25 protein-coding genes are annotated in these 25,152 nt (G+C 60.7%); 13 read left to right on the plus strand and 12 right to left on the minus strand.

Going from position 1 to position 25,152, the window contains the following annotated elements:
• The first annotated feature begins 4 nt into the window (after positions 1-4).
• The 3 genes from PSH66_RS08550 (at position 5) to PSH66_RS08560 (ending at position 2,357) form a co-directional block, all read left to right on the plus strand.
• Entirely contained in the window at positions 5-982 is a 978-nt protein-coding gene (locus PSH66_RS08550) for a 2OG-Fe(II) oxygenase family protein (RefSeq protein WP_305428778.1), read from the plus strand.
• Positions 982-1,896: a DMT family transporter gene (locus PSH66_RS08555; protein WP_305428780.1), complete on the plus strand. Its 915-nt coding sequence runs from the start codon at positions 982-984 to the stop codon at positions 1,894-1,896. The genes PSH66_RS08550 and PSH66_RS08555 overlap by 1 nt, the downstream gene beginning before the upstream one ends.
• Positions 1,897-2,027: 131 nt before the next feature.
• Positions 2,028-2,357 carry a hypothetical protein gene (locus tag PSH66_RS08560; protein ID WP_305428782.1) on the plus strand — a complete coding sequence of 110 codons (330 nt, stop codon included), beginning with the start codon at positions 2,028-2,030 and terminating at the stop codon, positions 2,355-2,357.
• 43 nt (positions 2,358-2,400) lie between these two features.
• On the opposite strand, the gene PSH66_RS08565 is transcribed toward PSH66_RS08560, so the two are convergent.
• The 4 genes from PSH66_RS08565 to PSH66_RS08580 form a co-directional block, all read right to left on the minus strand.
• A complete protein-coding gene (locus PSH66_RS08565; protein WP_305428784.1) occupies positions 2,401-2,796 on the minus strand; it encodes a PIN domain-containing protein in 396 nt (131 codons plus the stop codon).
• Positions 2,793-3,107 (minus strand): AbrB/MazE/SpoVT family DNA-binding domain-containing protein, encoded by a 315-nt coding sequence (locus PSH66_RS08570; protein ID WP_305428786.1) that lies wholly within the window; start codon positions 3,105-3,107, stop codon positions 2,793-2,795. The genes PSH66_RS08565 and PSH66_RS08570 overlap by 4 nt, the downstream gene beginning before the upstream one ends.
• Positions 3,108-3,252: 145 nt before the next feature.
• Positions 3,253-4,626, minus strand: coding sequence for a nucleotide 5'-monophosphate nucleosidase PpnN (gene ppnN, locus PSH66_RS08575; protein WP_003172625.1), 1,374 nt, complete (start codon positions 4,624-4,626; stop codon positions 3,253-3,255).
• Between the two features lie 146 nt (positions 4,627-4,772).
• On the minus strand, positions 4,773-5,597 hold the full coding sequence (locus tag PSH66_RS08580) for an aspartyl/asparaginyl beta-hydroxylase domain-containing protein (protein ID WP_305428789.1): 825 nt from the start codon (positions 5,595-5,597) through the stop codon (positions 4,773-4,775).
• 311 nt (positions 5,598-5,908) lie between these two features.
• On the opposite strand from PSH66_RS08580, the gene fabV reads away from it, so the two are divergent.
• On the plus strand, positions 5,909-7,102 hold the full coding sequence (gene fabV / locus PSH66_RS08585; RefSeq protein ID WP_141064956.1) for an enoyl-ACP reductase FabV: 1,194 nt from the start codon (positions 5,909-5,911) through the stop codon (positions 7,100-7,102).
• A gap of 79 nt (positions 7,103-7,181) precedes the next feature.
• Here fabV and PSH66_RS08590 read toward each other — a convergent pair whose 3' ends face one another.
• Positions 7,182-8,087 (minus strand): LysR family transcriptional regulator, encoded by a 906-nt coding sequence (locus PSH66_RS08590; protein WP_003172628.1) that lies wholly within the window; start codon positions 8,085-8,087, stop codon positions 7,182-7,184.
• A gap of 105 nt (positions 8,088-8,192) precedes the next feature.
• Between PSH66_RS08590 and PSH66_RS08595 the strand changes: the two genes are divergently transcribed.
• Positions 8,193-9,362 (plus strand): aspartate aminotransferase family protein, encoded by a 1,170-nt coding sequence (locus tag PSH66_RS08595; RefSeq protein ID WP_003172629.1) that lies wholly within the window; start codon positions 8,193-8,195, stop codon positions 9,360-9,362.
• Here the strand turns inward: PSH66_RS08595 and punR are convergent.
• A complete protein-coding gene (gene punR, locus PSH66_RS08600) occupies positions 9,343-10,281 on the minus strand; it encodes a DNA-binding transcriptional activator PunR (protein WP_305428793.1) in 939 nt (312 codons plus the stop codon). The genes PSH66_RS08595 and punR overlap by 20 nt on opposite strands.
• 123 nt (positions 10,282-10,404) lie before the next feature.
• Between punR and punC the strand changes: the two genes are divergently transcribed.
• Together punC and PSH66_RS08610 are read left to right on the plus strand one after the other, a co-directional pair.
• Positions 10,405-11,583 (plus strand): purine nucleoside transporter PunC, encoded by a 1,179-nt coding sequence (gene punC, locus PSH66_RS08605; RefSeq protein ID WP_305428795.1) that lies wholly within the window; start codon positions 10,405-10,407, stop codon positions 11,581-11,583.
• A gap of 182 nt (positions 11,584-11,765) precedes the next feature.
• Positions 11,766-13,265, plus strand: a complete 1,500-nt coding sequence (locus PSH66_RS08610) for a nucleobase:cation symporter-2 family protein (protein WP_003172633.1) — start codon at positions 11,766-11,768, stop codon at positions 13,263-13,265.
• Between the two features lie 35 nt (positions 13,266-13,300).
• On the opposite strand, the gene PSH66_RS08615 is transcribed toward PSH66_RS08610, so the two are convergent.
• Positions 13,301-14,233, minus strand: a complete 933-nt coding sequence (locus PSH66_RS08615) for a proline iminopeptidase-family hydrolase (RefSeq protein ID WP_003172634.1) — start codon at positions 14,231-14,233, stop codon at positions 13,301-13,303.
• Between the two features lie 93 nt (positions 14,234-14,326).
• Positions 14,327-15,091: an autoinducer binding domain-containing protein gene (locus PSH66_RS08620; RefSeq protein ID WP_003172636.1), complete on the minus strand. Its 765-nt coding sequence runs from the start codon at positions 15,089-15,091 to the stop codon at positions 14,327-14,329.
• 183 nt (positions 15,092-15,274) lie between these two features.
• On the opposite strand from PSH66_RS08620, the gene PSH66_RS08625 reads away from it, so the two are divergent.
• Genes PSH66_RS08625 through PSH66_RS08650 form a run of 6 tightly spaced genes read left to right on the plus strand, consistent with a single transcriptional unit; the run spans position 15,275 to position 21,438 of the window.
• A complete protein-coding gene (locus tag PSH66_RS08625) occupies positions 15,275-16,162 on the plus strand; it encodes a proline iminopeptidase-family hydrolase (RefSeq protein WP_305428798.1) in 888 nt (295 codons plus the stop codon).
• A gap of 3 nt (positions 16,163-16,165) precedes the next feature.
• Positions 16,166-17,113, plus strand: a complete 948-nt coding sequence (locus PSH66_RS08630) for an ABC transporter permease (RefSeq protein WP_078823711.1) — start codon at positions 16,166-16,168, stop codon at positions 17,111-17,113.
• A complete protein-coding gene (locus PSH66_RS08635) occupies positions 17,110-17,967 on the plus strand; it encodes an ABC transporter permease (protein ID WP_003172639.1) in 858 nt (285 codons plus the stop codon). Before PSH66_RS08630 ends, PSH66_RS08635 begins: the two co-directional genes overlap by 4 nt.
• The gene (locus PSH66_RS08640; RefSeq protein WP_003172640.1) at positions 17,964-18,920 is read left to right on the plus strand and encodes an ABC transporter ATP-binding protein; all 957 of its coding nucleotides are present in this window, start codon (positions 17,964-17,966) and stop codon (positions 18,918-18,920) included. The genes PSH66_RS08635 and PSH66_RS08640 overlap by 4 nt, the downstream gene beginning before the upstream one ends.
• Positions 18,917-19,888 carry an ABC transporter ATP-binding protein gene (locus PSH66_RS08645; protein WP_305428801.1) on the plus strand — a complete coding sequence of 324 codons (972 nt, stop codon included), beginning with the start codon at positions 18,917-18,919 and terminating at the stop codon, positions 19,886-19,888. Before PSH66_RS08640 ends, PSH66_RS08645 begins: the two co-directional genes overlap by 4 nt.
• Positions 19,889-19,923: 35 nt before the next feature.
• Complete coding sequence (locus PSH66_RS08650) at positions 19,924-21,438, plus strand: ABC transporter substrate-binding protein (protein WP_305428803.1); 1,515 nt, start codon at positions 19,924-19,926, stop codon at positions 21,436-21,438.
• An 87-nt stretch (positions 21,439-21,525) separates the two neighbouring features.
• Here the strand turns inward: PSH66_RS08650 and PSH66_RS08655 are convergent, their stop codons facing one another.
• The 4 genes from PSH66_RS08655 to PSH66_RS08670 form a co-directional block, all read right to left on the minus strand.
• On the minus strand, positions 21,526-22,266 hold the full coding sequence (locus PSH66_RS08655; RefSeq protein ID WP_078732177.1) for a YciK family oxidoreductase: 741 nt from the start codon (positions 22,264-22,266) through the stop codon (positions 21,526-21,528).
• 76 nt (positions 22,267-22,342) lie between these two features.
• Positions 22,343-23,014 (minus strand): N-acetylmuramic acid 6-phosphate phosphatase MupP, encoded by a 672-nt coding sequence (gene mupP, locus PSH66_RS08660; RefSeq protein WP_003172644.1) that lies wholly within the window; start codon positions 23,012-23,014, stop codon positions 22,343-22,345.
• Between the two features lie 4 nt (positions 23,015-23,018).
• On the minus strand, positions 23,019-23,717 hold the full coding sequence (gene ubiG / locus PSH66_RS08665) for a bifunctional 2-polyprenyl-6-hydroxyphenol methylase/3-demethylubiquinol 3-O-methyltransferase UbiG (protein ID WP_003172645.1): 699 nt from the start codon (positions 23,715-23,717) through the stop codon (positions 23,019-23,021).
• 61 nt (positions 23,718-23,778) lie between these two features.
• Positions 23,779-25,110, minus strand: coding sequence for a TRZ/ATZ family hydrolase (locus PSH66_RS08670; protein WP_003172646.1), 1,332 nt, complete (start codon positions 25,108-25,110; stop codon positions 23,779-23,781).
• Positions 25,111-25,152: the final 42 nt, after the last annotated feature.

Here is a 25,152-nt window from a genome sequence, read left to right on the forward strand (position 1 = left end):
CATCATGAGACGACACAGTGAACTGCCCGTATTTGCCCAGGGCACGGCACGCTTGAAGTCAGCCTTGCAGGCGTCACTCTCACCGGCATCCAGGTGTAAACACCCTGGAGCATTGCTGGACACCCTGCAGCATTGGAGCGACAGCTATCTGCAAAGTGAACGGCCGGACCTGCCGGTCTATCGCAGCCTCGCTGATTTTGGCTACACCACCTCGCCGCAGCCTATTGCCACGCCTCGGCAGTTGGCAGCGGTGGCTCAGGTTTCCGGGCTCTTCAGTGAGCAGGGGATCGTGGAGTTAAAGCGTGCGTGTTATCAACTCGAGGCGGGCTCCAGTGTCAGCGACTGGATTATTTCCAACCGGACCCGCGCGGTGACACAGTCGTCGACGCTTATTCGGGAGATGATGAACAGTCGAGCGTTTTTGCTGGCTGTGTCGCGAATTGCGGGTGTTCCGCTGGTGCCGCATCCATTGGTGCGTGCGCGCTCTCAGGTCAACTATTTCTATCCGCCTCAAACTCAGGATGCCAAGGCCCAGATCGGGATGTGGCACACCGACGGGACCAGCTTTGTACTGAATATCCTGCTGTCCGACCCCAGTGAGTACGACGGCGGCGAGTTCGTTTATTTCGATGGGCCCATACAGCGGTTCGATGTCGAAGGCTTGGGCGACCGTGTGCGCACCAGTTCAGTCAAGGCCAGCGGAGATGCGGTCTACATCTATGGAAGCAGGGTTTTCCATGGCGTGCGGCCGATTACCCGTGGCCGCCGCATGTCACTGGTGCTTTCATTCCATTGTCCCTATAGCAACGAGGATGTGAATAAGTTCTGGCATCTTGCCTCCGACGACGGTGTGCTGACGACCATCAGGCCTTGGTTCCAACTCAAGCGTGATCTGGCGCGTCCGGCCTGTGATCAATATCAGCGGTTGGGCATAGAGCCCATCACCTTCGCTGACCTGGCAGCCTTGCAGGGGGGGCGATGATGTTTCATAGCGCATCGACCGGTAAATTTTTGAAATTGCTGGTTCTTCAGGTGGTATTTGTCCTCTCATGGAGTTCCGGTTTTATCGGCGCCAAGTTGGGTGCGCAGAGTGCGGGAGCCTTCAACCTGTTGTTCTGGCGGTTTCTGCTTGTTTCTGTGTGTTTAGCGTTGTTTTTGAACGTGAGGTTGTTGAAGGTTTCCTGGGCACAGATTCGCCACTATGCCGTGATCGGGTTTCTATCGCAGTTCCTCTACCTGAGTTGCCTCTACGTAGCGATCCAAAATGGTTTGCCTCCTGGCATTGCCGCGATCATTGCAGCGCTACAGCCATTGATGACCGCTGCCTTATCGACGGGCAACGTGGGGGAGCGCAGCGGAGGCTGGCAGTGGCTGGGGTTGATGATCGGTTTTGGCGGGGTATCGATTGTTATCTTCGGGCAGTACAACAGCGGCGGGCAAAGTGTCGGCCTGGTCATGTACCTGCTGCCACTGGTATCGGCGTTGGGCCTCACGTTGGCAACCTTGTATGAGCGCCGCTCGGTACACACCCAGAGCGGTGGCTTGGTTTTGCCGTTGTTCATTCAGTCGCTGCTGACCTTGATCGGCTTCACCGCTGCCGTGTTGTACACCGATACGCTGAGCGTTCCCCATGAACCTGATGTGCTGATCTCGATTGTATGGCTGACGGTGTTTTCCACCTTTATCGCCTACTTGAGCCTGTGGATGCTGCTGCGAGTCATGACCGCGACGCATGTGGCGGCGCTGGTCTACCTGGAGCCACCCGTGACGTTAGTGTGGGCGGTACTGATGTTTGGCGATGTGATTCATGCTTCGACCTACGCCGGTATCGCCGTGGTGGTCGCGGGGCTGGTGCTGGTGCGCTTCAAGCGACCGACCGTCGCTTGCACTTCTTGATGCCCTCGGGTTCAGCAATCTGACAGACACTGCCTGTTAAAAAAGTACCCAGGCCAAGCAGGAGCGCGGCTGATACACAGGGGGATTTTTTACTGGTGCAAGTGTTGGGCGTCAGCGCCCGAGGGTTTTGTATGTTGCTACGTTATGCGGCATTGGCGGCGGTCGTCGTCGCGGCATCCGGGTGTGTGCAAGAACGCGTTGTGCATGAGCGTCGGCCGGTACAGCGTGAGTATGTCGAGGTGGTTGCGCCGCAACCGCCCCCGGTGCAGGTGATTGAAGTCGAGCCACCTGTGCGCGAAGGTTACATATGGTCACGTGGTTACTGGCGCTGGGAAGGCGGGCGCTATGTTGCGGTGCATGGCCATTGGGAGCCGGTACGCGAAGGTTATCGCTATGTGCATCCGCACTGGGTGCAGCGCAATGACGGGTATCACTGGCAGGTAGGGGGTTGGGTTCGCTGAGCCTCGTATCAGGAAAGCCTGCCCGTTGCCGCAACGCCGCGACTCAGGTCAGTCGTTTCATAGCCGCCGCTTTGGCGGCATTGAGATCAAAGGTGGCGGTGTATTCGCAGCCGGCCGCGTGAGCACAGCGCTCTATCAGGCAATCGGCGAAATCGGCGCCGTTGGCCGCGAATCGCCGCAGCGCCTGCCAGATGACTTCGGCATGTTCGACGGTCAATTCTCGCGTGCGCAAGAGCGTTTCCAGCACGGTGACTACATCGCTCTTGGTCGATTGGTAGCAGCTTTGTAAAACCCAGACCAGTTCCACCACGGACACCAGGCTGACAAAGCCTGGCGAAAGGGTGGTGAGGGATTCGATCAGGGCGGATGCCTTGGGGGATTGAACCGGATCATCCTGGGTGACATAGCGCACCAATACGTTGGTATCCAGCCCGATCATCCAGCCTTCGCTCCTCGCGCAGCGATGGCGCGGTTCATATCGTCAATGGACACTGCCTCGGCAGGCTTGCGGATCAAACCCTTGAGGTCTTGAACGGTCTTGCTCGCTGCGATGATGGAAAATTTGCCATCGTCCATTTCGACAAATTCAACGCGGTCGCCTGTTTCCAGGCCCAACGCGGTTCTGACTTGGACGGGGATGGTGATTTGCCCTTTTGAGGTGAGTGTGGCGGTCGCCATAGTAAGTATCTCCAGCATGATGCTCCTTACCTTAGGGTAAGGAATGATGGAGGACAAGATCCGTTGGTCCATGGGGTGCTCGCAGGTGTGGGTGAGTCGGCATCTTCAAACCGTAGACCCCACACTGCTGATCCGCACCCTTGTCCAGGCGCCAAAGCGATACAAACTATGACCGACCGCCAGCCTCTGCTGGCGGCGGCGCGGCTGCAGCGCTAGCTCACTGCACCACGCGGTAGCACGGCACATACGCCGCGCCGCCCGGTAACTTCATGCGATGCTGGGCGACGAACGCCTGTAGCAGTTCATCCAGCGGTTTCATGATGGTCGGGTCGCCGTGGATCTCGTACGGGCCGTTCTGTTCGATCAGGCGGATACCCTTGTCCTTGACGTTCCCCGCCACGATGCCCGAAAAGGCGCGACGCAGGTTCGCCGCCAGCTCGTGGGGTGCCAGGGCATGGCTCAGTTGCAGGCTGGCCATGTTCTCGTGCGTCGGGTCGAACGGACGCTGGAAGCCTTCATCGATCTTCAGCAGCCAGTTGAAGTGAAACGCGTCGTTGCGCTCGCGGCGGAACTGTTTCACCGCCTTGAGGCCGACAGTCATCTGGCGCGCCACTTCGGCCGGGTCGTCGATGATGATCTGGTAGTGCGCCTGCGCCGCTTCGCCAAGGGTGGCACCGACGAACGCATGCAGTTGCTGCAGGTACGGCGCGGCCTGTTTCGGCCCGGTGAGGATGACCGGGAACGGCACATCGCGGTTGTCCGGGTGCATCAGGATGCCCAGCAGGTACAGAAATTCCTCGGCGGTACCGGCGCCGCCCGGGAAGATGATGATGCCATGGCCGACCCGCACGAAGGCTTCCAGGCGCTTCTCGATGTCCGGCAGGATCACCAGCTCATTGACGATCGGGTTGGGTGCTTCGGCGGCGATGATGCCCGGCTCGGTCAAGCCCAGGTAGCGCCCGCCAGTGATGCGTTGCTTGGCGTGGGAAATGGTCGCGCCCTTCATCGGACCTTTCATCACACCGGGACCGCAACCGGTGCAGACGTCGAGGCTGCGCAGGCCCAGTTCGTGGCCGACCTTCTTGGTGTATTTGTATTCTTCGGTATTGATCGAATGCCCGCCCCAGCACACCACGATCTTCGGTTCGACGCCCGGGCGCAGCGTGCGGGCGTTGCGCAGCAGGTGGAACACGTAGTCGGTGATGCCCTGGGAATTGCTCAGGTCGATGCGCTGGCTGTCCAGCTCGTTCTCGGTGTAGACGATGTCGCGCAGGGCGCTGAACAACATCTCACGGGTGCTGGCGATCATTTCGCCGTCGACGAACGCGTCGGCGGGAGCGTTCAACAGTTCCAGGCGCACGCCTCGGTCCTGCTGGTGGATGCGTACTTCAAAGTCTTTGTAGGCGTCGAGGATGGTCTTGGCGTTATCGATGTGCGCGCCGGTGTTGAGGATTGCCAGGGCGCACTGGCGGAACAGGGTGTAGATGCTGCCGGTGCCGGCTTCGCTCAGTTGCTGGACTTCACGTTGGGACAGGGTTTCGAGGCTGCCCTTGGGGCTGACGGAGGCGTTGATGACTTGACGTTGGGGCATTCTGATTCCTTGAAAGCGCAGCCACCGCGCCCTGTGAGGCGCGATGGCTTGAGATGGTGGGCGCGGATTGAAGCGCACGAGCCGAATATTTACCTCAGGTGCAAGGCCGAGCGCAAATACCGTCCAACACCATCATGCCGCAGAACTTACTGAATCAGCTTCCAGTTTTTGTAGAAAACCCGACGCAGGGTAAAGACCATTCCGGCAAACCCCGCGATCACGGCATTCAGCACCCGCGGTAACCGGGTAGGCCGCACGATATCGATAAACAGGCAGTAGCGTTTGGCGTCGTTCTTGTTGAAGGACGCATGCATCAGCGTGTCATCAAAGATAAACAGTGGGTCGTCGTGCCAATAGTGTTTGTGCTTGCCCACCTGGATATACACGCCCTCGTGATGGGGCGCCGGCGCCATGTTGTAGAGCACACGGAACATCATGCGCAGGGGGCCGAAGTGAAACGAGGTGGAGCGGTTTTCGTTGAACACCGACACGCCGATGGTCTTCACGAACGGCAGTTTTTTGCGCAGCTCAGGAATATCCAGCGTGGTTTCAATCGGGCGCCCGTACCACTGGAAAAACAACATGCCGCGCTTCTTCTCGGCCATGCGCGTATCCAGGTAACCGATGATTTCATCTTTATGGGCCATCGCATCGTCGAGCACCTGTTGCAGGTCTTCACGCCAGGCGGGCGGCAGGTCGCTCATCTTATAAACATGGCGATTGCGCGAACTCAGCAGGTCGAACAGCGTGTTGAACGGTGCCAGCAACCAGGTGTTGCGGCCACTGCCGATAAAGTATTTCTTGAACGTGGGTGTGTCATACAGGCCGTTACGCAGGAAGTCATAAATACCGCAGATCAGCACCAGGCAGAGGAATACCAGCGTGGTTTCAGGGAACACATCAATGATCAGCAGGACGCCGAGTACCCAGGCGATCGATACCGCTTTTTTACGCAAGGCCAGCGTGTTCATGCAACTTCGCTCCAGCAGGACGCCATTCGACAGGTCCGTATCCGTGGCCGCGAGTGGTGGGGTTTTGAAACATGTTGAAATAATTGCGTCATGATAAGCCGTTCTGCGTTGCAATGGCGTTTTTAAATAGGGCGAAATTGTGAAGGCTTTTCACAGTTTTCAAGCCTTGCCAGCCGTGCGTGGATTGGATTTTGTAAACAGAAGATTTGCGACTATCGTGACGCTTCGGTTTTTCGGACGTCATAGACCGGTACGATTGAAGTTGAACGGCCACCACTGGCCTTCGGCACCTTGGAAGAGGCAGAGATTTTATGATCATCAAACCGCGGGTTCGTGGCTTTATCTGTGTGACCGCTCACCCTGTTGGCTGTGAAGCGAACGTCAAGGAACAGATTGACTACGTGACTCAACACGGAATCATCGCAGGCGGCCCTAAAAAGGTGCTGGTCCTCGGCGCTTCCACCGGCTACGGCCTGGCCGCGCGCATCAGTGCTGCGTTTGGCTGCGGCGCCGACACCCTGGGCGTGTTTTTTGAGAAAGAAGGCGAAGAAGGCAAGCTCAGCTCCGCCGGCTGGTACAACAGCGCCGCGTTCGAGAAGTTCGCTGTTGAAAAAGGCCTGTACGCCAAGAGCATCAACGGCGACGCGTTCTCTGATGAGATCAAGCGCCTGACCATCGAGACCATCAAGAAAGACCTGGGCAAGATCGACCTGGTGGTCTACAGCCTGGCCGCGCCACGCCGTACCGATCCGCAAGGCGTGGTGCACACTTCCACCCTCAAGCCGATCGGCAAGGCCGTAACCCTGCGCGGTATCAACACCGACAAGGGCGTTGTGGTCGACACCACCCTTGAGCCCGCGACCCAGGAAGAAATCGACGGCACCGTGAAAGTCATGGGCGGTGAAGACTGGCAACTGTGGATCGACGCCCTGCGTGACGCCGACGTTTTGGCCGAAGGCGCCAAGACCACCGCATTCACCTACCTCGGTGAGAAGCTGACCCAGGACATCTACTGGAACGGCTCCATCGGCGAAGCCAAAAAAGACCTGGACAAGAAAGTCCTGACCCTGCGCGACAACCTCGCCGCGCTCAAGGGCGACGCCCGCGTGTCGGTGCTCAAGGCCGTGGTCACCCAGGCCAGCTCGGCGATCCCGATCATGCCGTTGTACCTGTCGCTGCTGTTTCGCGTGATGAAAGAGCAGGGCACCCATGAAGGCTGCATCGAGCAAGTCTACGGGCTGTTCAAGGACAGCCTGTATGGCAGCGAGCCGAAACTCGACGCCGATGGTCGTCTGCGTGCCGATTTGGCCGAACTGGAACCGAAAGTCCAGGACGCCGTGGCAGCCCTGTGGAACCAGGTCACCGACGAGAACGTCAACGAGATCAGCGATTTTGCCGGCTACAAGGCGGAGTTCCTGCGCTTGTTCGGTTTTGAAATCGACGGTGTGGACTATGAGGCGGATGTGAATCCGACCGTCAAGATCAATGGCCTGATTCAGGCCTGAACACCGATGTAAAAAATGTGGGAGGGGCACCGCCCCTCCCACATTTGCTTTGTGTGCGTTTTCAGAAGTTTCTTACGCTTCAGCGCGCCCACTTCTCCATGACGAAATCAACAAAGGCCCGCAGCTTCGGCAGCCGGTAACGGTCCTGGCCATACAGCAAGTGCATGGGGCGGCTTGGCAGTTGATAGTGGGTCAGCAAGGCCACCAGCTTGCCGCTCTGCAGGTCCGGCTGCACCAGCGCATCGGGCAGCATGACGATGCCCATGCCTTGCACCGCCACCTGGCGCAGGGCCTGTGAGCTGTTGATGGTCAGCGAGCCGGACACCGGGATTTCCACTTCGCCTGCTGCGTCGGTCATGCGCCACAGTTTGTCGGCATCGCGCCAATCATCGGTGGAAGGGTAGGCGAACGCCAGGCAATCGTGCTGTTGCAGGTCTTCGGGCGTTTGCGGCGTGCCGTGCCGGGCCAGGTACTCCGGCGAGGCGCACAGGGTGATGGTGTAGTCCTGCATCGGTCGGGCAATCAAGCTTGACGGCTCCAACTCACCCAGGCGGATCGCCGCGTCAAAGCCGCTATCGACCAGGTCCATGCGTTCGTTGCCGAGGACCACATACAACTTGATCTGCGGATAGCGTCGGGAAAACTCACTCAACGCCGGCGCCAGGCGTTCGGTGCCAAATGCCGGTGGGGCGGTGATCCGCAGCGTGCCCTTGGGCACGTCGCTGTGGGCCTGCTCGGCCAATTGCTCGGAGTCCGCCACCAGGCCCAGCACCTCCAGGCAGCGCTGATAATACTGGCCGCCAAATTCCGTCAGGCTTTGTTTGCGCGTGGTGCGCTTGAGCAGGCTGACGCCCAGGCGCTGCTCCAGGGCGCGCAGGTGGTTGCCGACCATGGTGGTCGACATGCCGCAGGCATAGGCAGCCGCGGTCATGCTGCCGGTCTCTACTACTTTTACGTACACCGACATTGCCTGGAACAAATCCATTATCAAGCCCTGGTTTAAAGTCATTGCAGTAAAGCGCAGTTTATCCAGCTGGGGTGGCTAACGATACTTCGATCATCCCTTAACGATGCACTGGAGCCCGCCGTCATGACCGCCGCCTGCCTGATGACCACCTACCAACCCTTGGCCTTGAGCTTCACCCGTGGCCTGGGTACGCGCCTGTGGGATCAGCAGGGCCGCGAATACCTGGACGCGGTGGCGGGGGTGGCGGTGACTAATGTCGGGCATTCCCACCCGAAACTGGTGACGGCCATCAGCGAACAGGCTGGGCTTTTGCTGCACACGTCCAACCTCTACAGCATCGACTGGCAGCAACGGCTGGCCCAGCGTCTTGCGCAACTGTCTGGCCTGGACCGCGCCTTTTTCAACAACTCCGGCGCCGAAGCCAACGAGACAGCGCTGAAACTGGCGCGGCTGCACGGCTGGAAAAAAGGCATCGAAGAACCGTTGGTGGTGGTGATGGAAAACGCCTTTCATGGGCGCACTCTCGGCACCATGGCGGCCAGCGATGGGCCGTCGGTGCGCCTGGGTTTTCAGCGGTTGCCGGGGGATTTTCTCAAGGTCAGGTTTGGCGATCTGGCGGCGATTGAAGCCATCACCCAGTCGTATGGCGCGCGCATCGCTGCGGTGTTGCTGGAGCCGATCCAGGGCGAAAGCGGCGTATTACCTGCCCCAGCGGGTTACCTGCAAGCCCTGCGCGATCACTGCACGCGCCACGGCTGGTTGATGATGCTCGATGAAATCCAGACCGGCATCGGCCGCACCGGCGCCTGGTTCGCCTTCCAGCACGAAGGCATCGTGCCGGACGTGATGACCTTGGCCAAAGGCCTCGGCAACGGCGTGCCCATCGGCGCCTGTCTGGCCCGGGCCGCAGTCGCCCGGTTGTTCACCCCGGGCAGTCACGGCAGTACCTTCGGCGGCAATCCGCTGGCCTGTCGGGTGGGCTGCACCGTGCTGGAGATCATCGAAGAGCAAGGCCTGCTGCACAACGCCGCGCTACAAGGCGAGCGCCTGCTGGCGCGCTTGCGGATGGAGTTGGATGAGCACCCACAGGTGCTGGCGATTCGGGGGCAGGGCTTGATGATCGGCATCGAACTGGCGACCCCTTATCGCGATCTGGCCCAGCGTGCGGCCCAAGAGCATGGGCTGTTGATCAACGTGACGCGGGGCAAGGTCATTCGCCTGCTGCCGCCCTTGACCCTGGAGGCCAAGGAGGTGGAGATGATCGTGCGGGCCATCACTCGCCTGCTGAACTGACAGGAAAGTCCATGGGCCCATTCAACCATTCCTGGTTCATCGTCTCGGTGTCCCCCAGATACTCCAGCAACCACGCCATGGCCGGAGACAGCTTGTCCTGGGCCCAGGCCACGCAGGAGGGGCTGGCAGGGAAGGGCCGGGTCAATTGCAGCGCCACCAGCTCGCCGCGGTCGATCCACGGCAGTACCTGATGCGCCGGTGCCATGCCGACACACAGGCCATCGCGCAGGCAGTCAAGGGCTGACGCCCAGTTCGGCACCACCAGGCGACGCTGGTTATCCAGGGTCCAGGTGTCGCGCTTGGGCAGGTTGCGCGAGGTGTCGGTCATGCACAGCGAAGCAAACGGACGCAACTGGTCGTCATTGAGCAGACCTTCGACCGTTGCCAATGGATGCTTCGCACTGACCACACACAGCCAGTTCAGCAGCCCCATGTCCCTAAAGGTGAAGCGGCTGGCGACCGGCACTGCGCTGGTGGCGCCGATCACGATATCGGTGCGCTCGTCGGCCAGGGCGTCCCAAACGCCGTTGTACACCTCGTATTCGAGCAGCAATTCCACTTCGGGAAACTGTCGATAGAAGTCCAGCACCAACTGTCGGCAGCGCTGGGGTTTGACGATGGAGTCCACCGCCACCTTCAACTGGCCGCTCCAGCCGTTGGCCACCTGCTGGCACAAGCGCCGCGTGCCGAGCATTTTTTTCATCACGCCACGGGCTTCATCGATAAACAGGCGACCGGCGGGGGTCAGTTCGACGTCGCGATGGCGCCGCACAAACAACGGCACCGCCAGCCATTCTTCAATCTGGCGTACGGTATAGCTGATGGCCGACGGCACGCGGTGCAATTCCTGGGCGGCGGCGCTGAAACTGCCATGGCGCGCCACCGCATCGACTACATCCAGGGAATATTCAGACCACATAGGGGCTGCCTTCAAAATTTTTGAACAAGTTGTCCAATTATTATCGCTTCACACAAAATATGTCAGCTTCATAATGAGCGCCAGTCAGCAAATAGTTTGATGGCAGAGTTCACAAAGGCTTCAATGAAAAATTCTTTTGGTTTCACTGGGTACCTGGCGGGGCTGAGCATGCTCGGTTATCTGGCCATGGACATGTACTTGCCGGCGTTCGGCGCCATGGGCGAGCAGTTGCAGATTGGTGCTGGCGCGGTGGGCGCCAGCTTGAGCATCTTCCTCGCCGGCTTTGCGCTGGGGCAGTTGTTGTGGGGGCCGTTGTCCGACCGACTGGGGCGCAAACCGATTCTGCTCGCGGGTCTGAGTCTGTTCGTGCTGGGCTGCGCCGGAATGTTCTGGGTCGAGACGGCGCCGCAGTTGCTGGCCTTGCGCTTTATGCAGGCGATTGGTGTGTGCTCCGCTGCCGTGAGCTGGCAAGCACTGGTGATCGATCGTTACCCGGCCGACAAGGCGCACCGGGTGTTCGCCAGCATCATGCCACTGATGTCGCTGTCACCGGCCCTGGCACCGCTGTTGGGGGCGATGGTGTTGAATCACTTGGGCTGGCAGGCGATTTTCGGGGTGTTGCTGGGTGTGTCGCTGCTGTTGCTGTTGCCGACTTTACTCCTGCGCCGTGTGCCGAAAAACGTGACGCAAACGCCGTCGCGCCTCGGTTATGCGCAGTTGCTCAAGTCTCGGGTGTTCACCGGCAACGTGATGATCTTCGCTGCCTGCTCCGCCAGTTTCTTCGCCTGGCTGACTGCTTCGCCGTTCATCCTTGGCGACATGGGCTACAGCCCGAATGACATTGGCTTGAGCTATGTACCGCCGACCCTGGCGTTTCTGGTGGGGGGCTACAGCTGTCGCAGTGCCTTGCAGCGTTTCCAGGGCAAGACATTGCTGCCTTGGTTGCTGGTGGCTTATTGCATCAGCATGGTGGTGCTGTATCTGGTCGCCACCTTGAGCGTGCCGACTCTCACCACCTTACTGATTCCGTTCTGCCTGATGGCGCTGGTCAACGGCGCCAGTTACCCGATCGTGGTAGCGAATGCGCTGATGCCCTTTTCGGAAAATTCCGGCAAGGCCGCAGCACTGCAAAACACCCTGCAGTTGGGGCTGTGCTTTCTCAGCAGCCTGCTGGTGTCATCGATGATCGAGCAGCCGCTGTTGATTACGGTGATTGTAATGCTGGCGACTGCGCCACTTGCGGTGTTGGGGTACTGGTTGGCGCGGCCGAAAAACCGTCCTTGCGAACCGGCCAACGCCTGAGCTGACAATGCGCTCAAAAATGTGGGAGGGGGCTTGCTCCCCGTTTTGGCTCATCACGGCCAGGTTGTTTTTGTAACGCCGATGGAGGGTATCTTGTTCGACATATTGTATACAACTCTATGGACATACAGTCCTAAGATTGCATACAGTGGCCGCACAACAAAAACAGAGACCCCCTCACCATGACTATTCCGAAGGCGTCACAGCGGCCAGAAGATGAGAATCTCGGCGTCGCCGCCAACATGGCTTACGGCCTGCAGCATGTGCTCACCATGTACGGCGGCATCGTCGCCGTCCCCTTGATCGTCGGTCAGGCGGCCGGGCTGTCTCCGGCGGATATCGGCCTGTTGATCGCGGCGTCGCTGTTTGCCGGTGGCCTGGCAACTCTGTTGCAAACCCTTGGCCTGCCGTTCTTTGGCTGCCAGTTGCCGCTGGTACAGGGTGTGTCGTTTGCCGGTGTGGCTACCATGGTGGCGATTGTCGGCAGCGACGGTGCAGGCGGGGTGCCAGCGATTCTCGGGGCGGTGATGGCAGCGTCGTTTATCGGGTTGCTGATCACGCCGGTGTTCTCGAGGATCACCCAGTTTTTCCCACCGTTGGTGACCGGTATTGTGATCACGACCATTGGCCTGACCCTGATGCCGGTTGCCGCGCGCTGGGCCATGGGCGGCAACAGCCGCGCGGCGGATTTTGGCAGCATGGCCAATATTGGCCTGGCCGCATTGACCCTGTTGCTGGTGTTGCTGCTGAGCAAGATCGGCAGCGCGACGATTTCGCGCTTGTCGATCCTGCTGGCGATGGTGATCGGCACGTTGATTGCGGTGTTCCTCGGCATGGCGGACTTCTCGGGCGTGGCCCAAGGGCCGATGTTCGGTTTCCCCACGCCTTTTCATTTCGGCATGCCGACCTTTCACATCGCTGCGATCATTTCCATGTGCATCGTGGTGATGGTGACCCTGGTGGAAACCTCCGCCGACATCCTGGCCGTGGGCGAAATCATCGATACCAAGGTCGACTCCAAACGCCTGGGCAATGGCTTGCGCGCCGATATGCTGTCGAGCATGTTCGCGCCGATCTTTGGCTCGTTCACCCAGAGCGCGTTCGCCCAGAACGTCGGCCTGGTGGCGGTGACCGGGGTGAAGAGTCGCTTCGTGGTCGCCACCGGTGGGCTGTTCCTGGTGATCCTCGGCCTGCTGCCGTTCATGGGCCGGGTGATTGCGGCGGTGCCGACCTCGGTGCTGGGTGGTGCCGGGATCGTGCTGTTCGGCACGGTGGCGGCCAGTGGTATTCGTACCTTGTCCAAGGTCGATTACCGCAACAACATGAACCTGATCATCGTCGCCACTTCCATCGGTTTTGGCATGATCCCCATCGCCGCGCCGAGTTTCTACGATCACTTCCCCAATTGGTTCGCGACGATTTTCCACTCGGGCATCAGCTCGTCGGCGATCATGGCGATCCTGCTGAACCTGGCGTTCAACCATTTCACGGCGGGCAACTCGGACCAGCAGTCGGTATTTGTCGCGGGGACCGAACGCAGCCTGTGCTTCCACGAAGTGGCGGCGCTGCGTGATGGCGATTACTTCAGGGGCGGCAAGTTGTTCGATGCCGAGGGGAAGGAAATTCCTTTAGTCGCAGATGTGCCGACGAGGACAGCAAAGGCTGAAACCAGCGAGGTCTAAATGTGGGAGGGGGGCAATCCCCCCCCACATTGCACTCAACCGGCCTTGAGTTCCGGGTGCATCACCGAACACGCCTCATCCAGAAACTTCACCACAGTGCCCATGCATGCCTGGCGCTCTTCCACATGGGGCATGTGGCTGGAGTCTTCAAACAGCGCCCAGCGCACATCGGCGATCTCATCCAGGAACGGCTTGACCACCAGCGGCGTGGCCTCGTCATGCCGGCCGGAGATGACCAGGGTCGGTACCTTGATTGCCGACAGGCGGCCGATGGACGTCCAATCCTTCAAACTGCCGATGACATGAAACTCAGTCGGACCGCTCATGGCGTGGTACACCGTGGGGTCCGAATCGACCTGAGCGAAGGTGCGCGCCACTTCCTCCGGCCACGGGTTGACGCGGCATACATGCTGGTCATAGAACACCCGCGAGGCGGCGAGGTATTCCGGGGCCTGGTAGGTGCCGGCGGCTTCATGCTTGAGCAGGGTTTCATGCACACCTTCAGGCAACAATTTGCGCAGGCGGTTGGCTTCGCTGACCCAGGTGCGCATGCAGGTCGGTGAGTTGGCCGGGATAAACGCGCGCAGCCCCTTGGGTTGCAAAATGGCGTGTTCACTGCCGAGCATGCCGCCCCAGGACTGGCCGAGGATCGCGTAGTTATCGCTGATCCGCAGATGGTCCAGCAGGTTGTTCAGCTCGGCCAGGAACAGCTCGACGGTCCAGAACGATGGGGCTTTATCAGGCAAGTGCGTCGAGCGCCCATTTCCCAACTGGTCGTAGTGAATGACCGCGTGCCCACTGGCCGCGACATCCTTGAAGGCGTCGACATAGTCGTGTGTGCAGCCGGGGCCGCCGTGGATGATCACCAGCGGTGTACGGCCGCTGGCCAGGTCGCCGGTGACGCGGTACCAGGTCTGGTAGTCGCCAAATGCCGCATACCCTTCGCGGATTTTTTCGATGAAGTCCATTTCGTACCCTGCTCTGAAAAAAAGGATCAGAGCCACGATAATCTGCACGGGGCATTTAAGTAACTAGCAAAACAGCTAGGTTTTGCCGGCGAATCAGTCTTCGAGCAAGCGGTAGTGTGTGGCGCGAACCACCGCCTGTACGCGGTTCTTGGCCCCCAGTTTGTGCATCGCCGAGGCCAGGTGCAGGCTGACCACCGCCAGTGAGCGGCTCAACTGCGTGGCAATTTGCGCAGCGGTGAGGCCTTCGGCGGCCCATTTGAGGCATTCGCGCTCGCGCTTGGTCAGGTGGATGTATGGATAGGTGCGCAATTCTTTGCTGAACAACGGATAGGCCGCTTCCTGCAAGGCGTGGGAAATCACGCTGAACTCCGACAGCGTCTGTTGCGCATCCTGCAACACGCTGCTGGCCTTGCCGGTGCGCAGGCCGGTCAGCGATGCAAAACCGCCACGGGGCAGGTGGATCGGCACGCTGACACCGCAGGTCAGTTGCTGGTCGTGCAGGTAGGAAGATACGGGGGCGTGGCACGGATCGATGATTTTCTGCAGCGGCGTATCCGTCTTGGCCTCATAAGACCACACGAACGGCGACACCGTGCTCAAGGCCAGATGCTGCACCGGATCGATCTGGTAGAACCCTTTGCCGCACCATAATGCATGCCAGTCGGGCGGGGTATTGCGCAGTTCCAGCACCGACGGGGTGATCAATGCACCGTCCTGGTCAGTCGGCACCGGGGTGTAGTCGTACACCAAGGCATCGAAGCCCAGCTGTTGGGCGAGCAGGAAAGTGTTGTCCATCTGCTCGTCCAGGCTCCTGCCCGGCATCAGACGAGTATTGAAGGCAGTTAGCTTGGCCAGCATCCGTTCTGCTCCCGAAGTCATTTGAATCTCCACGTGCTGCAAGTAGAATGCCACGCCCCGGCGAAGGACTGCCAGGCCAAACCTATAAGAACTGCTAGGTTATGGACGCGCGGCATCATCGGTAGTGTTGACCTGTAAACGGCCGCTACCCCGCCAGGCCGATACAACACAAGGAATGTATGCATGTGGTGTGAAATTGCCCCCGACCAGCGGTACAACGTACAGGTCGACGGCCACAACCTCGTGGTCTACAGCTTTGGCGAAGGCGATGAGGTGTTGCTGTGCCTCAACGGCGGCCCGGGCCTGCCGTGTGACTACCTGCGCGACGCCCATGGCTGGCTCAAAGAACATAACCTGCGAGTGGTTGCATTCGACCAGCTTGGTACAGGGGCATCAGCCAGACCGACCGATGTTTCGCTGTGGGAAATCCGCCGTTATGTCGAAGAAGTCGAAACCGTGCGCCAGGCACTGGGTCTGGGCCGTGTGCATCTGCTCGGGCATTCCTGGGGCGGCTGGCTGGGTATCGAGTACGCCGTCCATTACCCCGACGTCCTGAAAAGCCTGATCCTGGAAAATACCGTCGGCGACATTCCGCACCTGTCCCAGGAGCTTGAACGCCTGCGTGGCGCATTGGGCAGCGAAACCGTGGCGATGATGCAACGCCATGAGGCCATGGGTACCCTTGACCATCCGCAGTACCAGGCGGCGATCACCTTGCTCAACTATCGCCATGTGTGTCGCCTCGACGAGTGGCCCGAGCCGGTCAAGCGTTCCCTCGGCGACTGGAACATGGGCCCCTATGAAACCATGCAGGGGCCCAACGAATTTCTTTACGTCGGCAACCTCAAGGACTGGAACCGCCTCAAGGAAATGGCGGATTTCAGCATGCCGATCCTGATCACCACCGGCCAGCATGACGAACTCACCCCTGCCTGCGCGATGCGCATGAAGATGGCCGCCCGCCACGCCGAACTGCACGTATTTCCCAACAGCAGCCATATGCCGTTCTATGAAGAACCCCAGGCGTATTTTCCGGTGCTGCTGGACTTTCTCGCTCGTCATCGAGGCTGACGGATGAACCTGGCGCGTTATCGTTTTGTACTGTCCCGGCCGCTGCAATTGCTGCCGGTGCTGTTCGGCATCAGCCTGATCACCTTTGTGCTGGTGCGTTCGATCCCGGGCGACCCGGCACGGGCGTTGCTCGGCTCGCGCAGCACGCCGGACGCCTTGCTGAAAATCCGCGCCCAATATGGTCTCGATCAGCCTTTGTGGCTGCAATACTTCTACTTCCTGAAGAACCTGCTCCAGGGTGATCTCGGCAATTCCCTGCTGTACAAGGTCGATGCGCTGAAGCTGATTGTGACTCGCATCGAACCGACCCTGGTGCTGGTGCTCGGCAGCGTCGTGCTGGCCCTGCTGATCGCGGTGCCACTGGCGACGCTGGCGGCGCGCAATAAAGGCGGCTGGACGGATAACCTGATTCGCGTGTTCACCACCGTCGGGCTGGGCATGCCGGCGTTCTGGCTGGGCTTGATGCTGATTTTGTTGTTCAGCGTGCAATGGGGCCTGTTCCCGGTGTCCGGCTACGGGCGGAGCGGGTTGGACAAGGCGCACCATATGGTATTGCCGTGCCTGACCATCGCCCTGGCGCTGTCGGCGGTGCTGGTGCGCAACCTGCGCGCCAGTATGTTGATGCAATTGCAGGCCGATCACGTCACCGCTGCGCGGGCGCGCGGCCTGTCTGAGGCGGCGGTGTTTCGCCGGCATGTGTTGCCCAACGCCCTGGTGCCGACGGTCAACTTGCTGGCGGTGAATATCGGCTGGCTGATCAGCGGCACGGTAGTGATCGAGAGCCTGTTCGCCATTCCCGGCATCGGCCAATTGCTGGTGCGCGGCATCTTTACCCGCGATTACATGGTGGTGCAGGGCGTGGCCATGGTGCTGGCCTGCGCGACGGTGGCGGTCAACTTCATCGCGGACGTGGTGACCGTAGCCCTCGACCCACGGGTGAAGATGCAATGACCAGCCGCCCAGTGATTGCCCCGTGGCGCTTGCGCCTGCGTTTTGGTTTTCGCAATGGCCGGCTCACGGCGGCGTGGGGGCTGTTGATCCTGCTGGGGTGGTTGGGCCTTGCGCTGTTTGCGCCGTGGATAGCGCCTTATGACCCGATTGCGCAAAACACCGATATCAGTCTGCTGGGCCCCAGCCTGGCCCATCCATTCGGCACCGATAACTACGGCCGCGACATTCTTTCGCGGGTGATCTGGGGCGCGCGCATCGATTTGCAACTGGCGGTGCTCGGGGTGATCTTCCCGTTCATGATCGGGACGTTCGTGGGCGCGGTGTCCGGCTACATCGGCGGGCGTTTCGACAGTGTCTGCATGCGTGTGATCGATGTGGTGCTGGCGTTCCCATTCCTGGTGCTGATGCTGGCGATCATGGCCATCCTCGGTCCGGGGTTGCAGAGCTTCTATATCGCCATGGCGCTGGTGGGTTGGGTCTCGTATGCGCGGTTGATTCGCTCGCAAATCCTGGTGCTCAAGGAGAGCGACTTCGCCCTGGCCGCCAAGAGCCTGGGCTTTGGCCATGGGCGCATTCTGTTCCGGCATTTGCTGCCGAACGCGATGTTCGGCTCGATTGTGTTTTCCATGTCCGACGCCGTGCTGGTGCTGCTCAACGGCGCGGCTGTGAGCTACCTGGGCCTGGGCGTACAACCGCCGACGGCCGAGTGGGGCACCATGGTCGCCGAAGGCCAGGCGTTCATTACCACGGCCTGGTGGCTCTGCACGTTTCCCGGCTTGGCCATCGTGACCCTGGCCATGGGCTTCAGCCTGTTGGCGGACGGCGTGGCGCACGTATTGGGGGATCGTTCATGAGCCTGCTGCACGTGCGTGACCTGAGTGTGATCGCCAACAATGCCGGGCGTGAGGTGACCCTGGTCGACCGCGTGTCGTTTGACCTGGCCGAAGGCGAAATCCTTGGCCTGGTGGGCGAGAGCGGTTCGGGCAAGACCATGGCGTGTCGTGGCCTGATGCGTCTGCTGCCGTCGCCCAACCTGCGGGTGCAAGGCGCTGCGGTGCGCCTGGCCGGCCAGGATCTTCTGCAATTGGACGATGCCGGCATGCGTGCGGTGCGCGGCGGGCAACTGGGCATGATTTTCCAGAACCCCAGCAGCCACCTCGACCCGCTGATGCGCATCGGTGAGCAGATCGCCGAGGGCATCCGCCTGCACCAGGGCGCTTCGAAAAAACACGCGCGTTTGCAGGCCATCGATGTGCTGCGCCAGGTGGGCATTCCCGATCCGAAGGCGCGCGTCGACAATTATCCCCACGAGTTTTCCGGCGGCATGCGCCAGCGCGCGATGATCGCGGTGGCGCTGGGCTGCAACCCCAAGGTGCTGATCGCCGACGAGCCGACCACGGCCCTGGACGTGACCGTGCAGGCGCAGATTTTGCGGCTGTTGCTGGACCTGCGCGATCAGCGTGGCCTGTCGATCATCATGATCACCCATGACCTGGGGGTGGTGGCGCAAACCTGCGACTCCATTGCCGTGATGTACGCCGGTCGCCTGTGTGAACACGGCAGCAAGTACGACGTGCTGGCCCATCCGCAACACCCGTACACCGCCGGCCTGATCGACTGCCAGCCGGCCCACAGCAGCGGCCATGCCTTGCTGCGCACCATTGTCGGCCAGCCGCCGTTGCTCGACGCGTTGCCCGAAGGCTGTCGGTTCAACCCGCGTTGCCCGCAAGTCGGCGCCTTGTGCACCGAGCGCTTGCCCGAAGGCACGCGGGTGGCGTGCCACTATCCGTTGGGAGATCGCCCGTGAGCCTGTTGCAGATCAAGGACCTGGAGGTGCGCTTTGCTGCGTCCGGCACTGGCCTGTTGGGCCTGAACAAGCAGTGGGTGAGGGCGGTGAACGGGGTGTCGCTGAACCTGGCCGCCGGCGAAACCCTCGGCCTGGTGGGCGAGTCGGGCAGCGGCAAGAGCACCCTGGGCCGCGCGATTCTGCACCTGAACCCCATCAGCGCCGGGCAGGTGCTGTTCGATGGCATCGACATGGCCCAGGGCAGTGCGATCGACATCACGCGCCTGCGCTCTGAAACGGCAATGATCTTTCAGGACCCCTACGCCGCGCTGAACCCGCGCCATACGATTGGCGAAACCATTGCCGAGGTCTTGCGCGTGCAGCGCAAAGTGGCCTCGGAACACATTCCCGCCCGCGTCAACGAACTGCTGGACCTGGTGGGCCTGCGTCCCGAGTTGGCCGGTCGCAAACCCGGCTCACTCAGTGGCGGCCAGTGCCAGCGTGTCGGCATTGCCCGGGCGTTGGCGGTAGAGCCGCGCCTGATCATCGCCGATGAATGCGTGGCGGCGCTGGATGTGTCGATCCAGGGCCAGATCATCAACTTGTTGCTGGAACTGCAACAGCGCATGAACCTGGCGATCCTGTTTATCGCCCATGACCTGGCCATCGTGCGGCGCCTGTGTGACCGCGTGGCCGTGATGTACCTGGGCAAGATCGTCGAGGAAGGGCCGGTGGAAGCGGTGTTTACCGCACCGCGCCACCCCTACACGGCGGCATTGATCCAGGCGATTCCGCAGATCGATCCGCATCTGCCGTTGCCTGCGCAGCCGCTGTTGGGCGAGCCTGCGAGCCCACTGAACTTACCCACAGGCTGCGCCTTTCACCCGCGTTGTCGGTATGCGCGCGCCATGTGTTCCGTGGTGTTGCCGCCGACCCATTTGCTGCACGAGCATCGGTACAGTTGCGTGCTTGAAGAACCTTTGCTTTGACCCTTCCCTGCCATTCATGAACAAGGAGTTATGACATGCAATCGCGCCACTTGAAGTTGCTCGCCGCCGCCACGCTTACCGCGTGGTCGCTGACCGCCGGCCTGGCCCAGGCTGCCGGTGTACTGACCATCGGCTGCCGTGAAGACAGCACCACGTTCGACCCGATCAAAAGTGCACAAAACCGCGACACCTGGGTGTTCGCCAACGTCTACGACACCCTGGTGCGCGTGGACAACCTGGGCACCAAGATGGAACCGGGCCTGGCTGAGAGTTGGGAGATCTCCAAGGATGGCCTGACCTACACCTTCAAACTGCGTGAGGCGAAGTTCTCCGACGGCTCGCCGATCACCGCCGATGATGCGGCGTTCAGCCTGTTGCGCATTCGCGATAACAAAGCCTCGTTGTGGGCCGATCCGTTCAACCTGATCAATACCGCCAAGGCCGCCGACGCGAAGACTTTGGTCGTGACCCTCAAGACCCCCGCGGTCGCGTTTCTCTCGCAACTGGCTTCGCCAACGGTGTCGATCCTGTCGGAAAAAGCCATGACCAAAATGGGCGAAGACGCCTATTCGGAAAACCCGGTGACCTCCGGCGCGTTTACCGTGGACGAGTGGCGCAAGGGGGATCGGGTGATCCTCAAGAAGAACCCGAACTTCTGGCAAGCCAAGAAGGTCAGCCTCGACGGCGTGGAATGGGTCTCGGTGACCGACGACAACACGCGCATGCGCATGGTGCAGAACAACGAACTCGACACGGCGATCTTCGTGCCGTTCTCGCGGGTTGAGGAACTGAAGAAAGACAAGAACGTGGTGATCCATGCCGACCCATCCACCCGTGAAGATCACCTGCTGATCAACCACGCGCACGGCCTGCTGGCCAAACCGCAAGTGCGCCAGGCGCTGGACATGGCCATCGATAAACAATCGCTGGTCAAGACCGCCACTTACGGTCAGGGCACTGTGGCCTATTCCTACATTCCAAAAGGCTCGCTGTATCACTACGCGGACAACCTGCAGCGTCCATATGACCCGGCCGAAGCCAAGAAACTGCTGGCCGCTGCCGGTGCCGATGGCTTGAAGCTGAACTACGTGGTCAACGCCGGCAACGAAGCCGACGAGCAGATCGCGGTGATCATCAAGGACCAATTGGCCAAGGTTGGTGTCACCGCCAACCTGCAGAAAGTCGACCCGACCCAAAGCTGGCAAATGCTGGTGGACGGCGAGTACGACATTTCGGTGATGTACTGGACTAACGACATTCTCGACCCGGACCAGAAGACTACCTTCGTGCTGGGCCACGACACCAACCAGAACTACATGACCCGCTACAAGAACGATAAGGTCAAGGAGCTGGTGGCGGCGGCGCGCATCGAAGCCGACCCGGTCAAGCGTGAGCAGATGTATGTGGAGCTGCAGAAACTGGCCAAGCAGGACGTGAACTGGATCGATCTGTACTACAGCCCGTACATCAACATCTCACGCAAGAATGTGAGCAATTTCCTGCAAAATCCGCTCGGCCGTTTCACCCTTGAGGACGTGGTGAAAAACTAAGTTCCAGAGAACACTGCAATACAAATGTGGGAGGGGCGGTGCGACGATTCGACTTGCTCCCACATTTTGTTTCGGTTGTGTCAGGGTTTACTGCGCATCAAACGCCTGCCCATTCACGCCGGCACTGCCCGGCCCCATCAGGTACAGGTACACCGGCATGATTTCTTCCGGTGCCGGTCTTTCCATCGGATTCTCCCCCGGATACGCCTGGGCCCGCATGCTGGTGCGGGTGCCGCCTGGGTTGATGCTGTTGGCGCGTACTGCCGCCACATCTTCAAGCTCGTCGGCCAGGGTTTGCATCAAGCCTTCAGTGGCGAACTTCGATACGCCGTAAGCCCCCCAATACGCCCGCCCCTTGCGCCCGACGCTGCTGGAAGTGAACACCACCGACGCATCCTGTGACAGCTTGAGCAGCGGCAGCAGGGTGCTGGTGAGCATGAACATCGCGTTGACGTTGATGTGCATCACCCGCATGAAGTTCTCGCCGGACAGCTGCTCGATGGGCGTGCGTGGGCCGATGATCGAGGCATTGTGCAGCAGGCCGTCAAGGTGGCCGAACGCCTTTTCGATCATCGCCGCCAACTCATCGTATTGATGGGGCAGGGCGGTCTCCAGGTTGAACGGAATCACCACTGGTTGCGGGTGGCCGGCTGCTTCGATCTCGTCATACACCTGGGCCAGGTTGGCTTCGGTCTTGCCCAGCAACAGCACGGTGGCGCCATGGGCGGCATAGGTTTTCGCCGCCGCCGCGCCGATCCCGCGACCGGCGCCGGTCACCAGGATGACTCGGCCTTTGAGCAGATCTGGGGGGGCGGAGTAATCAAACATAAATAACCTCGAATTTGAAAACACTGAAGATCCAATGTGGGAGGGGGCTTCATCGGTCAGTTGGATCGGTGAGCCATCAGCAACCGCACAACGCGTTATCCAGCACCTTGCGCAATTCCAGCGGGTGATCCACCACCACATCCGCGCCCCAGTGGCGCGGGTTGTCGTCCGGGTGGATATACCCATAGGTGACCGCCGCTGTGCGGGTGCCGGCATCGCGGCCGGACTCGATATCGCGCAGGTCATCGCCCACGAACAGCACGCTGGCCGGGTCGAGGTCGAGCATTTTGCACGCGAGGATCATCGGCTCCGGGTCCGGCTTGCTGTTTTTAACGTGGTCCGGGCAGATCAGCACGGCCGAACGCTCGGCCAGGCCCAGTTGCTGCATGATCGGTTCGGCGAAGCGCAGTGGCTTGTTGGTGACCACGCCCCAGATCAGGTTGGCTTTCTCGATGTCTTCCAACAACTCGGCCATGCCGTCGAACAATCGGCTGTGAACCGCGCAGCCTTTGAGATAGCGCTCCAGGAACTCCAGGCGCAGTTCTTCAAAGCCTGGCGACTCCGGGTCCATCGAGAAGGTCACGGCGACCATCGCCCGTGCGCCACCGGAAATTTCATCGCGGATGTGCTCGGGGTTGATCGGCGCCAGGCCACGGTCGGCGCGCATGGCCTGGCAGATGGCGATAAAGTCCGGCGCGGTGTCCAGCAAGGTACCGTCCATGTCGAAGAGAACCGCTCGCAACTTCACAGGCTTACTCCTCGCGCAGGGTCTGGATCATGTAGTTGACGTCGACGTCGCTGGCCAGCTTGTAGTGCTTGGTCAGCGGGTTGTAGGTCAGGCCGATGATGTCCTTGACGGTCAGGCCGGCCTGGCGGCTCCACGCGCCCAGTTCGGAGGGGCGGATGAATTTCTTGAAGTCATGGGTGCCGCGCGGCAGCAGCTTCATGATGTATTCGGCGCCGATGATCGCGAACAGGTATGCCTTGGGGTTGCGGTTGATGGTGGAGAAGAACACCTGGCCGCCCGGCTTGACCATGCGAAAGCATGCGCGGATCACCGAGGACGGGTCCGGCACGTGCTCCAGCATCTCAAGGCAGGTGACCACGTCGAACTGCTCGGGCATTTCCTCGGCCAGGGCTTCGGCGGTGATCTGGCGGTATTCCACGCTCACGCCGGACTCCAACTGGTGCAGTTGGGCCACGGCCAGCGGTGCTTCGCCCATGTCGATGCCCATTACCGTGGCGCCGCGCTGGGCCATGGCTTCGCTCAGGATGCCGCCGCCGCAACCCACATCCAACACCTTCTTGCCGGCCAGGTTGACACGTTCGTCAATCCAGTTGACCCGCAGCGGGTTGATGTCGTGCAGGGGCTTGAACTCGCTTTCACGGTCCCACCAGCGGTGAGCCAGGGCTTCAAATTTGGCGATTTCAGCGTGGTCGACGTTGCTCATGGTGAATCCTCTGAATCTGATAATCGGTTGGTCGGTGTTGAACGTGAGTTCAACGCCGACGTTATTCGCTGTGCCCGCTGATGCGTTGGCCCCAGGCGATGGCCGTGGCGGTCAACTGTTGTTCATCCATGCGGGTCAGTCGCCGGTCGTCGAGCAACTGCTTGCCGGCGACCCAAAGGTGTTTCACGCAGTCGCGTCCGGTGGCGTAGATAAGCTGTGAGACCGGATCGTAGATCGGTTGTTGCGCCAGCCCCGACAAATCAAACGCGACGATATCCGCAGCCTTGCCCACTTCCAGTGAGCCGATCTGGCTTTCCAGGCCCATGGCCCGTGCACCGTTGAGCGTGGCCATGCGCAGGGCACGGTGGGCATCCAGGGCGGTGGCCGAGCCGGCGACGGCCTTGGCCAGCATCGCGGCGGTGCGGGTTTCGCCCAGCAGGTCCAGGTCATTGTTGCTGGCGGCGCCGTCGGTGCCGATGGCCACATTGACGCCCGCCTGCCACAGACGCTCTACCGGGCAGAAGCCGCTGGCCAGTTTCAGGTTCGACTCCGGGCAATGGACGACACTGGTGTTGCTTTCTATCAGCAAAGCCAGGTCATCCTCGCTGATTTGGGTCATATGAACGGCTTGGAAGCGCGGACCCAGCAGCCCGAGGCGACCCAGGCGGGCGAGTGGGCGTTCGCCGGTCTTTTCGACGGCTTGCTGTACCTCGAAGGCGGTTTCGTGCACATGCATGTGGATCGCGGCGTCCAGCTCTTCGGCGATCACGCGGATTTTTTCCAGGTTGTCGTCGCACACGGTGTAGGGCGCGTGGGGGCCGAAGGTGATCTTGATGCGCGGATGGTGCTTGAGGTCGCCGAACAGCTCGATGCCCTGGCGAATGGCTTCATCGGCGCTGCTGGCGCCGGGAATCGGGAAGTCGAGGATCGGAATCGCGATCTGCGCGCGCATGCCGCTGTTGTGCACGCAGTCACTGGCGACCTTGGGGTAAAAGTACATGTCGCTGAAGCAGGTGATGCCACCCTTGAGCTGTTCGGCGATGGCCAGGTCTGTGCCATCACGCACGAAGGCTTCATCGACCCATTTGGCTTCGGCGGGCCAGATGTGCTTTTCCAGCCAGGTCATCAGCGGCAGGTCGTCGGCCAGGCCGCGAAACAGGCTCATTGCTGCATGGCCGTGCGCGTTGATCAGGCCAGGGCTGAGCAGCATGCCCGGCAGCTCGCGCACCTCGGTGGCCGCCAGCTTCAAGGCCGCCGCGCGTGGCCCGATAAACGCAATGCACCCATCGCGAATGCCCAGGCCATGCTCCTTGAGCACCACGCCGGCGGGTTCGATCGGTACCAGCCAGGTCGGCAGCAACAGCAAGTCGAGCGGGGCGGCAGTGGCGGTCATCGCGGGCTCTTCCTGGGCAGCTATAAAAGAAGGGCGAAGTAT

The sequence above is a fragment of the Pseudomonas sp. FP597 genome, assembly GCF_030687435.1.
GTDB classification, from domain to species: domain Bacteria; phylum Pseudomonadota; class Gammaproteobacteria; order Pseudomonadales; family Pseudomonadaceae; genus Aquipseudomonas; species Aquipseudomonas lactucae.

Bases quoted from the DNA above. Each gene is read 5' to 3' on its own strand.
- PSH66_RS08550 (WP_305428778.1), top strand. From the start codon at position 5: ATGAGACGACACAGTGAACTGCCCGTATTTGCCCAGGGCACGGCACGC.
- PSH66_RS08555 (WP_305428780.1), top strand. From the start codon at position 982: ATGTTTCATAGCGCATCGACCGGTAAATTTTTGAAATTGCTGGTTCTT.
- PSH66_RS08560 (WP_305428782.1), top strand. From the start codon at position 2,028: ATGTTGCTACGTTATGCGGCATTGGCGGCGGTCGTCGTCGCGGCATCC.
- PSH66_RS08565 (WP_305428784.1), bottom strand. From the start codon at position 2,796: ATGATCGGGCTGGATACCAACGTATTGGTGCGCTATGTCACCCAGGAT.
- PSH66_RS08570 (WP_305428786.1), bottom strand. From the start codon at position 3,107: ATGGACCAACGGATCTTGTCCTCCATCATTCCTTACCCTAAGGTAAGG.
- ppnN (WP_003172625.1), bottom strand. From the start codon at position 4,626: ATGCCCCAACGTCAAGTCATCAACGCCTCCGTCAGCCCCAAGGGCAGC.
- PSH66_RS08580 (WP_305428789.1), bottom strand. From the start codon at position 5,597: ATGAACACGCTGGCCTTGCGTAAAAAAGCGGTATCGATCGCCTGGGTA.
- fabV (WP_141064956.1), top strand. From the start codon at position 5,909: ATGATCATCAAACCGCGGGTTCGTGGCTTTATCTGTGTGACCGCTCAC.
- PSH66_RS08590 (WP_003172628.1), bottom strand. From the start codon at position 8,087: ATGGATTTGTTCCAGGCAATGTCGGTGTACGTAAAAGTAGTAGAGACC.
- PSH66_RS08595 (WP_003172629.1), top strand. From the start codon at position 8,193: ATGACCGCCGCCTGCCTGATGACCACCTACCAACCCTTGGCCTTGAGC.
- punR (WP_305428793.1), bottom strand. From the start codon at position 10,281: ATGTGGTCTGAATATTCCCTGGATGTAGTCGATGCGGTGGCGCGCCAT.
- punC (WP_305428795.1), top strand. From the start codon at position 10,405: ATGAAAAATTCTTTTGGTTTCACTGGGTACCTGGCGGGGCTGAGCATG.
- PSH66_RS08610 (WP_003172633.1), top strand. From the start codon at position 11,766: ATGACTATTCCGAAGGCGTCACAGCGGCCAGAAGATGAGAATCTCGGC.
- PSH66_RS08615 (WP_003172634.1), bottom strand. From the start codon at position 14,233: ATGGACTTCATCGAAAAAATCCGCGAAGGGTATGCGGCATTTGGCGAC.
- PSH66_RS08620 (WP_003172636.1), bottom strand. From the start codon at position 15,091: ATGCTGGCCAAGCTAACTGCCTTCAATACTCGTCTGATGCCGGGCAGG.
- PSH66_RS08625 (WP_305428798.1), top strand. From the start codon at position 15,275: ATGTGGTGTGAAATTGCCCCCGACCAGCGGTACAACGTACAGGTCGAC.
- PSH66_RS08630 (WP_078823711.1), top strand. From the start codon at position 16,166: ATGAACCTGGCGCGTTATCGTTTTGTACTGTCCCGGCCGCTGCAATTG.
- PSH66_RS08635 (WP_003172639.1), top strand. From the start codon at position 17,110: ATGACCAGCCGCCCAGTGATTGCCCCGTGGCGCTTGCGCCTGCGTTTT.
- PSH66_RS08640 (WP_003172640.1), top strand. From the start codon at position 17,964: ATGAGCCTGCTGCACGTGCGTGACCTGAGTGTGATCGCCAACAATGCC.
- PSH66_RS08650 (WP_305428803.1), top strand. From the start codon at position 19,924: ATGCAATCGCGCCACTTGAAGTTGCTCGCCGCCGCCACGCTTACCGCG.
- PSH66_RS08655 (WP_078732177.1), bottom strand. From the start codon at position 22,266: ATGTTTGATTACTCCGCCCCCCCAGATCTGCTCAAAGGCCGAGTCATC.
- ubiG (WP_003172645.1), bottom strand. From the start codon at position 23,717: ATGAGCAACGTCGACCACGCTGAAATCGCCAAATTTGAAGCCCTGGCT.
- PSH66_RS08670 (WP_003172646.1), bottom strand. From the start codon at position 25,110: ATGACCGCCACTGCCGCCCCGCTCGACTTGCTGTTGCTGCCGACCTGG.